At 64.8% G+C, this 12,576-nt stretch carries 10 protein-coding genes; 4 read left to right on the forward strand and 6 right to left on the reverse strand.

The features are described 5' to 3' along the window. Positions 1–77: 77 nt before the first annotated feature. Entirely contained in the window at positions 78–1,088 is a 1,011-nt protein-coding gene (locus tag AAYO93_RS02620) for a LacI family DNA-binding transcriptional regulator (RefSeq protein WP_345763463.1), read from the reverse strand. Positions 1,089–1,237: 149 nt separating this feature from the next. Between AAYO93_RS02620 and AAYO93_RS02625 the strand changes: the two genes are divergently transcribed. The 3 genes from AAYO93_RS02625 to AAYO93_RS02635 all read left to right on the forward strand — a co-directional run bounded on the left by AAYO93_RS02625 (position 1,238) and on the right by AAYO93_RS02635 (position 5,786). Continuing rightward, positions 1,238–2,710 (forward strand): APC family permease, encoded by a 1,473-nt coding sequence (locus AAYO93_RS02625; RefSeq protein WP_345763464.1) that lies wholly within the window; start codon positions 1,238–1,240, stop codon positions 2,708–2,710. Then, a complete protein-coding gene (locus AAYO93_RS02630) occupies positions 2,707–4,353 on the forward strand; it encodes an amidohydrolase (RefSeq protein WP_345763465.1) in 1,647 nt (548 codons plus the stop codon). Before AAYO93_RS02625 ends, AAYO93_RS02630 begins: the two co-directional genes overlap by 4 nt. A 521-nt stretch (positions 4,354–4,874) precedes the next feature. Next, on the forward strand, positions 4,875–5,786 hold the full coding sequence (locus tag AAYO93_RS02635) for a ketopantoate reductase family protein (RefSeq protein WP_345763466.1): 912 nt from the start codon (positions 4,875–4,877) through the stop codon (positions 5,784–5,786). A 100-nt stretch (positions 5,787–5,886) separates the two neighbouring features. Here the strand turns inward: AAYO93_RS02635 and AAYO93_RS02640 are convergent, their stop codons facing one another. Next, the gene (locus AAYO93_RS02640; RefSeq protein ID WP_345763467.1) at positions 5,887–6,372 is read right to left on the reverse strand and encodes a flavin reductase family protein; all 486 of its coding nucleotides are present in this window, start codon (positions 6,370–6,372) and stop codon (positions 5,887–5,889) included. A 75-nt stretch (positions 6,373–6,447) separates the two neighbouring features. Between AAYO93_RS02640 and AAYO93_RS02645 the strand changes: the two genes are divergently transcribed. Continuing rightward, positions 6,448–7,719 (forward strand): Glu/Leu/Phe/Val family dehydrogenase, encoded by a 1,272-nt coding sequence (locus tag AAYO93_RS02645; protein WP_345763468.1) that lies wholly within the window; start codon positions 6,448–6,450, stop codon positions 7,717–7,719. A gap of 177 nt (positions 7,720–7,896) precedes the next feature. Here the strand turns inward: AAYO93_RS02645 and AAYO93_RS02650 are convergent, their stop codons facing one another. The 4 genes from AAYO93_RS02650 to AAYO93_RS02665 form a co-directional block, all read right to left on the reverse strand. Then, on the reverse strand, positions 7,897–8,277 hold the full coding sequence (locus AAYO93_RS02650; RefSeq protein WP_345763469.1) for a hypothetical protein: 381 nt from the start codon (positions 8,275–8,277) through the stop codon (positions 7,897–7,899). 14 nt (positions 8,278–8,291) lie between these two features. Then, positions 8,292–9,305, reverse strand: a complete 1,014-nt coding sequence (locus AAYO93_RS02655; protein ID WP_345763470.1) for an APC family permease — start codon at positions 9,303–9,305, stop codon at positions 8,292–8,294. 425 nt (positions 9,306–9,730) lie between these two features. Next, the gene (locus tag AAYO93_RS02660; RefSeq protein ID WP_345763471.1) at positions 9,731–11,560 is read right to left on the reverse strand and encodes a hypothetical protein; all 1,830 of its coding nucleotides are present in this window, start codon (positions 11,558–11,560) and stop codon (positions 9,731–9,733) included. A 102-nt stretch (positions 11,561–11,662) separates the two neighbouring features. Then, a complete protein-coding gene (locus AAYO93_RS02665; protein ID WP_345763472.1) occupies positions 11,663–12,550 on the reverse strand; it encodes a LysR family transcriptional regulator in 888 nt (295 codons plus the stop codon). Positions 12,551–12,576: the final 26 nt, after the last annotated feature.

Here is a 12,576-nt window from a genome sequence, read left to right on the forward strand (position 1 = left end):
TTGCAGTTGCGCCGTCGGGCGGTGCTGCTCGTCGGCGCGACCAGCACCCTCGGCGGTCCCATCGCCGACCTGGTGTACTACGTCCTCGGAGGGCGGGTGGATGAGCGCTCGCGGTAAACCAGATCGAACCACTGGATGGTGTGCCCGGAGCCCTCGGCGCCTTCGATGAGGGAGATCAGCAGTTCGCCGGCGTGCATCCCTGCATCCTTAGCCCTCAAGTCCAGAGCCGAGATCGGCGGTTGCACGATACGCAGTGTCGGACTGTCGGTGTATGAGACGAGTTGGATGTCTTCCGGGACGGAGCGTCCGAGCTCGCGCAGCGTGGAGAGGATGCCGACACCGAGGCCTTCGGGAAGGCATACGATCCCGTCGACGTCCGGATGCGTCGCCTGGAGCGCCCGAATGATCCGGTGCAGTTCCTCTGCAGATGGCACGCCTTCGAGGTCGACGAACGCGACAGGGACGCCGTGGCGCCCCGCCCAATCCGCCGCGGCCTCGGCCGCTATGTGCACCCACATCTGGTTCACCGGGGGCCTGATCACCGCGATCGAGGTTGCACCGCCGGCCGTCAGTCGATCGAGCAGCTGGCTCATCGCCGTCCGGTGATCGGCGGCCACAATCGCGGTCGGCTCGGGCATCCCGGGCGGCACCAGCTCCGAGACCACGACGGGCCGACCGGTCCCGAGAATCGCGCGGGCGAGCTCGTCACCAGCGATCACATCGGACATCACGAATCCGTCGACGTGAAGGCTTCGCGCTTTGGCGGCCGGAAAGTCGGCGGGAATGAGCGACACTGTCAGCTCTCTGTCCTTCGTGCTCTCCACGACGCCGACCGCGAAGTTCATGTAGTAGTCCATGGAGTTCATGCCGCCGGGCAGCCACAGGCCGATCGAACCTGCCCGGGCATGTCGAAGGTTGCGTGCACCACTGTTGGTCGAGTAGTCGAGGCTTCTCGCAGCGTCGAGTACGCGGGATTTCGTCTGCGCAGAGACTCGCCCCTCTCCAGTGAGTGCTCGGGACGCCGTGCCGCGGGATACGCCGCTCAGATCGGCGACGTCTTGGAGCGTCGCCGCTCGCGTTGATGCCATCGTCACCTCCTAGGTCCGATCCTATGGCGGTCCACGGAGACCGAATTTGCACAATCGATTGCGCAGTGACCACTCCATGCTGCAGACTGGCCTCCAACGACCCGCAGCAGTGTCTCCCTTGGGTCGACCACCCGACTGAAGGATTTGTCATGACTCTGGACTCGTCGCTCCTCGATGGGGAGCCAACCGGGAAGTTGAAGAAGGCGGCGCTGGGGACGTGGGGAGTCGTTTTCCTCGTGGTCTCGGCGGCGGCGCCGCTGAGCGTGCTCGCGGGAATCGGACCGCTCGCGGTGCTCATCGGTGGAGTCTCCGCGCCGATCGTCTATGCCGTGGCCGGCGTTGTGCTGGCCGTCTTCGCAATCGGCTTCCTTTTCATGGCGCGAAACCTCAAGCCCATGGGAGGCTTCTACACCTACATCTCCGTCGGGCTCGGCAAGGTCGTCGGGCTGGCAGCCGGCTTCCTGGCCTGGGTTTCCTACAACGTGCTGCAGATCGGGCTCTGGGGCTTGTTCGGAGTCATGGCGCAGGGCATGTTCGCCAACATCTTCGGCATCGACGTGCAGTGGTGGATCCTTGCCGTGATCGGCGCGGTCCTGGTATTCGGCCTCGCAGCTGTCGGAGTGGACGTGGGCGCCAGGGTGCTGGGCGTGCTCCTGGTCCTCGAGACCGCGCTCCTGGTGGTGCTCGCCGCAGCGATTCTCAGCCAGCGTGCCGGGCAGCTCGAGTTCGGAACCTTCGCGGCGGGGAACATCTTCACCCCGAGCATGTTCGCGATCATGGGTTTCGGCTTCGCCGCGTTCATGGGCTTCGAATCAACGGTGCTCTACCGCAGTGAGACCCGGAACCCCGACCGGTCGATACCGCGCGCCACATACATCGCGGTTGCGTTCTTGGCGATCTTCTACACAGGCACGCTGTGGCTCGTGATCCAGGCGTTCGGCGACAGTGCCGTGCAGGGGGTCATCGCGAAGAACCCGTCAGCCTTCTTCTTCACCGCGATGGGGGAGTACGTCGGTCAGTGGGGAGTGTCGGTGATGTTCGTGCTGATCGTGACGAGCATCTTCGCCGGACAGCTCGCCTTCCATAACGCAATCAACAGGTATAGCTTCGCGTTGTCGCGCGACGGGATCCTCCCCGCATTCTTCAACAGGACCAACCGGTCGGGTTCGCCATGGCTCGCCGGGTTGATCCAGACCGCTGTGGCCATCGCGGTCGTCATCGCCTTCGGTGTCGCCGGTCTCGACCCGCTCACGCAGCTGGTCATCCTTGTCAACTCGCCCGGGGTCTACGGCATCATCACCCTGCAGCTTCTCGCCTCGATCTCGGTGGTGATCTTCATCATGCGCAACCGCAAGCTCGCGCCCCGCTGGTATGTGTTGCCCGCCGCGATCGTCTCAGTCGTGGCGATGGCAGTGCTACTCGCCGTCCTGGTGATCACCATCGAATACCTGACAGGCGCCGGCCCCGCAATCAACGCCGTCATCCTCGCCGTGGTCCCCGTGGTGCTCATCGCCGGAGCCGTGTACGCGCTCTTCCTCCGTGCGCGCAAGCCCGAGGTGTTCGCGCGGATCGGCGGCGCAGAGCCGGAGCCGGCCCTCGACGAGCTGGCGGAGGTCCGGTGATCACTGAAAGCGCCGCAGACCTGGTGCTGCTCGGTGGCGTGGTGGTGACGATGGCGTCCGATGCCGCGACGCCGGCCGAGACCGAGGGCCTGGCCATCCTCGCCGGTGAAGTGGTGGCGCTAGGGAGTAGGAGCGACCTGCAGCCATACATCGGCGAGGCAACAAGAGTGATCGAGCTTGCGGGCGCGGCCATTCTGCCGGGGTTCGTCGACAGTCATATCCATCCCGTGTTCGGTATCGATATGACGCGTGGGGCCGATCTCAGCCGATGCCGCACGCTTGCAGACGTCGAGTCGTCGCTGCGAGCAGAGGCGGACGGATTGGCGGCGGAGGACTGGCTCCTCGGGTGGGGCCTCGATCCGAACGTGTTCGGCGAGGAACCCGTCACGAACGCGGTCCTGAACGACGTGGCGGGCGACCGCCCGGCGTTCATCCGCTTCTTCGACGCCCATGCCGCTCTGGCATCCTCCGGCGCACTCGCGCTCGCCAAGGTCACGGGTGCCGAAGAGTTCACCGACGCGTCTCGTGTCGTCACCGACGCGACCGGCCGCCCGTCCGGCTACCTCCTCGAGCTTCAGGCGGTTCACCTGGTGGAAGCGGTCCTACCTCCGCTGAGCTTCGATCGCCGCGCCGAGGCACTCTACGAGGTGCTCCTCCGCATGGCTCACGGCGGCTTCACGTCAGGACAGGTTCAGGACCTCGCCCCTGACGCGATCGAGCTGCTGCAGGCGATCGAGGCAACCCGCGACCTTCCGATCCGGCTTCGGATGTCTCCCTGGTACGTGCCGGGGGCGCCGCTCGAAGAGGTTTCCCGGCTGGCCGGGCTGCAGGGCGTGCACGGACGCCGCTGGATCGTGGAGGGCGTCAAGCTCATGATCGACGGCACTGTCGATAACGGAACGGCGTGGCTGCACGAGCCGGACTGCCTCGGCGAGTCCACGACATCGCTGTGGCTTGATCCCGAACAGTACCGCGACGCGCTCACCGCACTGGACCGGCGCGGCATCCCGACTACGACACACGCGATCGGGGACGCCGGGATCGATTTCGTCGTGCTCGCAATCGACGGATTGGTCGAGCGCACGGCGACGCACCGGGTCGAGCACATCGAGACGATGACGGATGCCGCGCTCGAAGTGTTTGTGTCGTCGCAGGCCACTGCGAGCATGCAGCCCACACATTGCACGCTGTTCACCCGTGCGGACGGAAGCGACAACTGGTCGAGAAGACTGGGCGAGGCGCGCGCTGAGCGGGGCTTCCGAACCCGGGATCTCGTCCGTGCGGGGATACCCCTCGCCCTGGGCTCGGACTGGCCCGTCGCTCCGAGCGATGCGGTCGGCATCCTCGCTGACGCACAGCTGCGCCGCCCTCACGATCACCCGGACGCCGTGCCGATCAACCCGGACCAGGCACTCGACGCGATGGACGCGTTGCGCGGTCTGACCGTCGAGCCCTATCGGACGATAGGCCGAACGGGCGGTGTGCTCCACGTCGGCGCGGCGGCGGACATCACTGTGCTCGACCGCGATCCTCGCGCGGTCACGCCCGACAGCCTCGGCGAGGCTGTCGTTCTGATCACCGTCGTCGACGGTCGCATTGTCGTGGACGCCGGCGACCGTGCACCGGTCACGACGGGAACCTGAGCAGGTCGTCCCATTCCAGGAATAGAATGTCCGATTGGACGTAAACTCACATCTCGTCGTATTGGCGCTCAAGGCGGTGTCACCGACGATGAGTTCGTCCCCTTCGCCGACCGGGCTGTAGATCGGCGACTGGGGCAGACCTAGGTCGCTCATGAGCTGAGCGACCGCGCGATCGATCACCCTGCGCGCCGATCCTCATCGATTCACCCTCCGCCGGGAGGGCGTTTTTTGCTTTGGACGCCGACACGCTTCATCGAGCGGCGCACCTCGCGCACGGCCAGCACGATGAGCCATCCGACGAGAGCACCGAGGGTTTTCTCGATCAGGGTCGTTCACGTCAGCCGTGCGCCCGAAGTCGAGGAGATATTGGACAATCTCGATGCTCAGGGAGAGGCCAAGTCCTAAATCTCGGAATTACACGGTACTTTGCCGACCCCCGCTCGATGGCTGAGGGAATAGAGTTCGAATCCCACGCCTTCCGCATGCGACGCGCGGCATACGCTCAACGCCACCATGGACACATGAACATTCTCATCGTCGGAGCCGGCGCAACCGGGGTCGCTGTCGGGGTTCGATTGACTCAGGCTGGCCGAGACGTCACTTACCTCGTACGGACTGAGCGCCAACGAATCCTCGAACGGGATGGCATCTCCCTGACCGAACCCGACGGAAGACACTCCGTTTCCGCAAAAACCGTCACCGCGGACACCCTCACCGGCGCGTTCGATCTGGTCATCGTGGCCGTGAAAGCCAGCGCGATCGCCGCCGTGATGGAGGACATCGTCCCTGCGGTCGGACCGGCAACGGTCATCGTCCCGTTTCTGAACGGCATCCGCCACATCGACCTGCTCGATGGCCGCTACCCGGGCCGGGTCGCCGGTGGGCTCATCAAGATTGTCGCGACCCTCGACGAACGCGGCGGAGCCGTGCAGATGACCGCGCTGGCTGAAATCACTATCGGCTCACTCGGCACGGAGCCGATGCCGAGGTCCGTCCGGCAGCTTCTCGATGTGCCCGGACTGGCGGTCGTCGAAACAGACGAGGTCTGGCTGCGACTCTGGGAGAAGTGGGCGTTCATCGCATCAGCCGGGATCGTCACCTGCCTGTTCGACAACACGGTGGGCCGGATCCAGGAAGCCGGAGGACTCCGCTACATTGAAGCGGCAATCGCCGAAACGGAGGCCATCGCAAGCGCGGCAGGCTACCCTCCGCGCGCCGCCGCGCATAGACAGTCCATCAACATTCTGGCCGAACCAGGCTCGCCATTCACCTCATCGCTCTTTCGCGACCTCGCCGCAGGGAGAGCAACTGAAGCCGAACACATCCTGGGTGACCTGGCGAATCGTGCCCGTGAACTTTCGGTGACAACACCATTGCTCGACCTGACCCTCGTGCGCGTCCGCGCCGCAGAGCTGAGTCGACAGCGCCCATGATGCTGACACTGACGATTCTCAGCTATCGAGTCTGCACCTGACGGGTCGGGTCGTGACGCGAGCAGTCGGGGAGCGGTTGGGGCGGCTACTCTGGAACTCGTTACCGGATCCGATGGTATGCGCGGTCGTGATAAATCAGCGGGCTCGACTTCGGCACGTGCTTGGAGCCAATCTCGTCGATCGAGGATTCGAGCAACTTCACCGTGATCACGTAGCTGCCGCCGGCTGGGGTGCGTTGAAGGATAGCGCCGCGCACCCACGTTGCCGCACCTTCGATCACTGGTTCGCCTGTCGCCAACAGCCGCCAACCACCGGCAGCGAAACGATCGATTCCGCGCTGTGAGAAGCGGGCGGACACGTCCTCCTGGTCTGCCGTGAGGAAGTTCACGGCGAGGGCACCTTCGTCCCGGATCGCCGGCCATAAGGATGACGATTCGGGGAGGGAGAACGCAAGGAGTGGCGGTGACGCGGAGACGGAGATCACGGAGGTAGCCGTGTCGGTTGTGAAGGGAACGCCTTCACATCGCTGCTGACCGGCAGCCCCATGTTGTGTGTAGACGTCGTGTCTATTTCGCCCTTCCCACATGGACGGGTTGTCTATTTCGCCAGGTGTGCCGTGACCGTACCGTGGGACGCATTGGACCCCTGAGGAGGACCCGCGATGCTCTCGATGGAGACGGCAAGACTGACCGCTGCCAACCCGCTCAGCGACGCAACCGCCCAGTTAGATGCTGCGATCGCCACTCTGGGCTACGACTCCGGTATCAGAGACATGCTGGCGACGCCTCGTCGCGAGATGACCGTGTCGGTGCCCCTGCGCGCCGACGACGGCAGCATCAGAGTCTTCACCGGCCACCGAGTTCAGCACAACCTTTCGCGGGGGCCAGCTAAAGGCGGGCTCCGCTATAGCCCAGATGTTACCCTCGACGAGGTCCGCGCACTCGCGATGTGGATGACCTGGAAATGCGCGCTAGTCGACATCCCGTATGGCGGAGCAAAAGGCGGCATCACCATCGACCCCCGCGTCCACTCGGAGGCAGAGCTCGAACGCGTCACCCGGCGATACACCAGCGAAATCCTTCCGATCATCGGCCCTGAACGTGACATCCCCGCTCCCGATATCGGGACCTCGGAGAAGACCATGGCCTGGATCATGGACACCTACTCGGTTGCGACCGGATACACCGTTCCTGGCGTCGTGACCGGTAAGCCGCTAGCCCTCGGTGGCTCTCTCGGCCGCGCGAGCGCAACCTCTCGCGGCGTCGCACACGTCGCCCTCGCCGCCCTGCAACACCGCGGAATCTCTCCCGTCGGAGCTACCACCGTCGTTCAGGGCTTCGGTAAGGTCGGCCGCGACACCACCCGGTTCCTGTGCGAAGCGGGCGCACGCGTGGTTGCTGTCGCCGACCAGTACGGCGCCATCTACAACTCAGCAGGAATCGACCTAGACCGTCTCGGCGCGCATGTGGACGCGACCGGATCCGTCGTAGGGTTCGCCCGTTCCGAATCGATCGATGGTGCCGCCGCGCTTGAGCTTCCTGTGGACCTCTTGATCCCTGCGGCGGTGGAAGGCGTTCTCACCGCCGAGAACGCACCACGGGTCACCGCCCGCGTTATTGTCGAAGGCGCAAATGGGCCGACTACCACGGCTGCGGACCGGATTTTCGTCGCGAACGACCAGTTGGTCGTCCCTGACATTCTCGCCAACTCGGGTGGAGTGATCGTCTCCTATTTCGAGTGGGTCCAGGCCAACCAGGCCTACTGGTGGGGAGTTGAAGAAGTTGAATCTCGACTCCGTTCCCGAATGCTCTCCACGTGGCGCAGTGTCCTCGCCTACGCCGATGCGCGTGGCCTCACGCTGCGCGAGGCCGCGACCGCCCTCGCTGTCGAACGGGTCACCGAAGCGCACCGTCTCCGAGGCATGTATCCGTAACTGCGTTGGAGCGGAAGGGTCGGTTGAGTGGTGATCTTCAACCACCACGTGGGGCAATGATGCGGAGTGCGCGGCTTGTGGCACCTGGCGAGTGTTCTGTCCGGCGGCCGTGCCCATGGATGTGCTCGGCGCGCAATCCTCTCCCACGCGCTTTCTCGCAGACAAGATCAAGCCGCGTCAGCCTTTTTCGGATAAGTCCTGGTCAAGTTCGACGGCTCTGACGGGCCGGGTGCGGATGTCATCGATCTCGCCGCCTGTTTCGTCAACCGACATCGCGGGCGTGGGTCTCCGGAACCCGCGGGTGAGCCACAGCAGCCAGAGAAACCCGGCGGCCAACCAGCAGGAGCCGATGATCAGCGCGGTCGTGCTGAGCCGGGTGAGCATATAGAGGGTGACGCACGCGCCCACGGCGGGGAGGATCACGTACCCGAGTACAGTGAGCGGGGCGGTGGTTCGTTTCCGGACGTAAAACGCGATGACGCAGATATTGACGACGGTGAAACCGGTGAACGCGCCGAAATTGATGAAGGAAAAGGCGATGTCAGTTGTCAGGAACATACCGACAAAGCACATCACCCAGTGAATGCGATCGCCCAGATCGGTGTCTTGGTGAGGGGGCTGACCCACCCGAACAGTCGCTTGGAGAGCACTCCGTCGCGTCCCATGAAGTAAAGCAACCTGCTGGAGCTCAGCTGCACCGCGAGCCCCGACGCGAACCCGGCGATGACCGCGGCCAGGTTCGTCCAGTCGGCGAATGTCTGCCCACCGACCTGGATGGAGAGGATGTAGCCGCCTACTTGCTCATTGCCCGAGCCGCCGAAGTCGAACCCGGGGTGGACCAGCTGCATGACGTAGGCGACGCTGACGAACAATAGACCCCCGATCACGATCACCAGGATGACCGCTCGCGGGATCGTCTTGGAGGCGCTCTTGGTCTCTTCCGACAAAGTTGTAACCGCGTCGAAGCCAAGGTAGGAGTATGCGGCGATCGCGGCAGCCGCGGTGACTCCGCCGACGCTGGTCTGATTGTTCCATACCGGGGTGACGTAGTCGTGTGCGGGATGGTGCACCAGAAAGACCAGGCAGTACGCCACGAATAGGAGCACCAGGAAGACGGAGAATGCAGTCAGGACCATGTTGACGCGGTTGCTGAGTACGAGGCCGATGATGTTGATCGCCGTGGTGAGCCCGGCATTGATCAGCATCCAGGCCCATACCGGGATTTCCGGGAACTGGGCATTGAGGTAAACGGACTGCACCAGCCAAGCGACCATCGGCAGGAAAAGGTAGTCCAGCAGGATGCTCCAGCCGACCAGGAACCCGATCGGAGAGTTCAGGAGCCGCCGGGCGTAGAAATACGCCGAACCGGACACCGGGTAGTGCTTGGACAGCTTGGCATAGCTCAGCGCAGTCAAGAGCATGGCCAAAGTGGCGATGAGAAAAGCGGTCGGGGCGGTTCCGGCGCTGGCGACGGAGATGACACCGAAGATCACCATCACCAGGCTGGGCGCCATATAGGCCAGGCCGAACGCGACAACGGAAGGCAGCCCCAGTCGCTTCTCGAGGTGGCCCTGTGGCTGACTCACTTCGCGGCCTCCTTCGGGTGAGTGCCCCTTTGCCGGTCACGTCGCGGCTCTGCCAGTGTGCCCGGGAGCACGCCGGATTGCCATGTTTCCGGGCGGATATGGCCGTTGTGGACTGGCGGGAGCAGGAGTGGCGCCTCGCTACCGCCGTCCAAGAAGCTACAGCGCCACGCAGACCAGGCGACACAATGACGCGCACGCATGTGATCCTCCTCGATCGATGTGTGCTCCCTAGTATCGGCGGTCGACCCTATGCCCGTCCAAGACCCACCTTCGCTTGCGCCGATGCCTGTGGAGCATCGAGATCAGTGCTGACCCTGGGAACGGAGCTCGGCGACGATCGCGCCCTGATCGTAAAGGCAGTGGTGGGGCGAGTGCCGGCGCGCGCATCCGTCAGTCTCAGGATGCCGTGATAGGGACATTGTCGATCACGAACGATGTCCTGCGTGAGTGGTGGAGGTCGGGGCGCTGCCACCCGTCATGGGGGCGAGCTTCGCGGACTGCGCGACCGCGGAGGCCCAGGCGAACTCGTCGTTGTCGCTGAAGACGTAGTACGTCGAGCCGTTCGGCATCATGGCGACCGTGATTCCGCCGAAGCCCGACATGAACGGGACGGTGAATGGGGTCGTGAACGAAGGGGCGTCCGCGGACGTGTAGTCCTTCGCCCAGACGCCTGCGTTGTAGCGCAGGCTCGTGCTACCGGTTACGGGGAGGCCGCGATCGGAGGGGTTGCGCTGCAGGGCCGCGTCGAGCAGCCGGGGTTGGAGCAGCTGGACCCCGTGGACTGCCCCGTGCTGCGGTCCCATGAGGCGGGCGACCTTCGCGATCGAGTCCTGGGTCCAGAACATTCCGTAGCCACCGAACGGTGCGCCTGTCGTCGAGTTGTCTGTGCGCAGGGTGGTGAGGGAGTCCGGGCCGACGCCGGCGGGGATGAGCACTTCGTTGCACAGCATGCTGAAGATGTCGGCATGGGGGCCCTCGTGTTGGCGGAGCACGGCATTCATGGCTTGCACGGCGAGGTAGGAGTCGGAGGTGTGGTAGACCCACGTTGTTCCCGGCGTGGCTGAGCGGGGGAAGGATAGCGCCGTGGCGGTCTTCTGCGTCTCGCTCTCTGCGTCGAAGAACGCGCTCATCGTGCTTCCGCCCTCGTCGACTTCATAACCGGCCGAGGTGTAGTTTCCGGTCGCCATGTCGATCGCGTCACGAATTGTGACACCCTTCCACGCGGGCATTCCCGCGGCCTGCGGAATCAGCGCTGTGATCAGCTCGTCGGCGACCGACGGTCCGTACTTCTGTGCCAGCCGGAGCAGCGCCAGAGTGCCGAACGCGGTCTTAGCCGTCGAGTACGAGGGCATCAGGACCTCGCTGCAGTACGGGTGCGGCCCCTGCCTGGTCGGGCAGTCGCCTACGTAGTTCACGCCGCCGTACACGAAGCCGAGAGTCGTGCGTGCCGCGGGGGTGGTGCCCGCACCGAATGCCGAGCTGTCGATCCCTGCGGCAGGGTAGTCGGCCGCGAGTTGGGCGATGGGCCGTGTGGGGATGCGTGCGGCGAGTTCGGCGGCGAATGCGGTGCGGATCTTCTGCGCGTTTGCGACCTTCTCCTGGGTGACCGTGGTAGGCAGCTGCCCCCACATGTCGAATTGGAAGTATTCGCAGGTCTCGCTCGTGATCTGGTACCTCAGTTGTGAGGTCTGAGTCCGCGAGAAGAGGAACGTGATTAGACCGTTGTGCACGCAATTGGCGTTGCGTTCGATGAGGGAGAACGGGAGGGCGGCACGTGTGAGTCTGCCGTCGCCCTTCTCTTGCCAGGCTCGGCCGACGCCGAGGGCGATGTTCCACGCGGCGTTCCCGGTGATCTGCACCCCGCGCTCGGCGGGAATCAGGTAGCTTCCGTTCTGCACGATGGCGGCGGAGAAGTCGGGAAGATGCTTTACGGCAGGGATCGAAGAGTAGTCGTAGGGATCCTTGATCGCGGTGAAGCCTCCGACGTCTCCCGCGTGAGAGACGGTCAGGGTGCCCTCGAAGGAGTTGCGAGGGTTCGCGGCGCCAGGGGGCACCCCGAACGCGCTGCTCGCGACGGTTCCTGTGGCGGCGCCGCTCTGCAGTTGCGCCGCCGTGAGTACCGTGCGGGAGACGGCGCCGTTCCCGCGCAGATCGCCGAGGCCCCGTGCTTCCGCGGCTGTGGCGCCTGTCGCAATCACGAGACCTGATCCGATGATGATCGCCGCCAGGCCGGCGACAAGTTGACGCACGCGCATGTGATCCTCCTTGATCGATGTGTGGGCCTCAGCATGGGCGGTGGAGTGGATGCGCGTCCAAGACCTGTACTCTCTCTCTCCGATGCTTTCGCGGCATCGCGGTCAGCGCCGGCTCTGTGGATAGAGTTCGGCGACGAACCCGCCGAGGTCGGAGAGGCAGCGCTGGATGCGGGTGCCGGCGTAGTGCTTGTCGTCCCAGACACCGTAGAGCGTGATGGCGAGGTCGCCGTCGGCAGTTCGGATCGGGGCAGTGTGCAACCCGTAACGGGAATCGTCCGAGAGGATGCAGACGCCGCGGCCCGCCGCGGCGAGTGCGAGCGCGAGGGAGAGTGACGTCGTCTCGATCGCGGGCGTGTACGACAGGCCGGCGGTCGTGACGGCGTTGTCGAACATCTGGCGCACGCCGTGCGCGCTGCTCATCACGATGAGCGGCTCCTGGACGAGCAGCTCGAGCGGCACGCTGGGCAGCCGTGCGAATGGATGTTCCGGGTGCACTTGGGCCCAGAGGTAGGCGTACCCGACGACCTCCGAGCGGAACTCCGCGGGCGGCACCCGGGTGCCGACCGCGAAATCCGCGTCGCCCCGGGCGAGCACGTCATACACATCTTGCGGAAGCGACTCCACGACATTCTGGATAGGGCCCTGCGCACCCACGGAAACGATGAACGGCGCGATGATGTCAGTCACCGTAGTCGTGGCGGAGGCCACGATGAGGCCGGCGCCGCTTCCGGCCGCGATGGCCTTCGCCGTGGAGGAAGCGCGTGCGGCATGCGTCAGCAGATCTCGCGCGATGGGAAGGAACGCCTGGCCGGCCGCCGTCAGGATTACCCCTCGCGGCACCCGCTCGAACAGAGTGAAGCCGAGGTCGCGCTCCAGGCCACGGATCTGCCGGCTCAGCGAGGGCTGCGCAACACGCAGGGCATCGGCAGCGCCATGGACGGTGCCGTGCTCGCACACCGAGACGAAATAGCGCAGCAGGCGCAGGTCCATGCAATACCTCCGAAGCATCGATTGGG

It is taken from the genome of Diaminobutyricibacter sp. McL0608 (assembly GCF_039613825.1).
GTDB lineage: Bacteria > Actinomycetota > Actinomycetes > Actinomycetales > Microbacteriaceae > Diaminobutyricibacter.

Excerpts from the sequence above, each read along its gene's own strand:
- AAYO93_RS02620 (WP_345763463.1), bottom strand. The coding sequence starts at position 1,088 with ATGGCATCAACGCGAGCGGCGACGCTCCAAGACGTCGCCGATCTGAGC.
- AAYO93_RS02625 (WP_345763464.1), top strand. The coding sequence starts at position 1,238 with ATGACTCTGGACTCGTCGCTCCTCGATGGGGAGCCAACCGGGAAGTTG.
- AAYO93_RS02635 (WP_345763466.1), top strand. The coding sequence starts at position 4,875 with ATGAACATTCTCATCGTCGGAGCCGGCGCAACCGGGGTCGCTGTCGGG.
- AAYO93_RS02640 (WP_345763467.1), bottom strand. The coding sequence starts at position 6,372 with ATGTGGGAAGGGCGAAATAGACACGACGTCTACACACAACATGGGGCT.
- AAYO93_RS02645 (WP_345763468.1), top strand. The coding sequence starts at position 6,448 with ATGCTCTCGATGGAGACGGCAAGACTGACCGCTGCCAACCCGCTCAGC.
- AAYO93_RS02650 (WP_345763469.1), bottom strand. The coding sequence starts at position 8,277 with ATGTTCCTGACAACTGACATCGCCTTTTCCTTCATCAATTTCGGCGCG.
- AAYO93_RS02660 (WP_345763471.1), bottom strand. The coding sequence starts at position 11,560 with ATGCGCGTGCGTCAACTTGTCGCCGGCCTGGCGGCGATCATCATCGGA.
- AAYO93_RS02665 (WP_345763472.1), bottom strand. The coding sequence starts at position 12,550 with ATGGACCTGCGCCTGCTGCGCTATTTCGTCTCGGTGTGCGAGCACGGC.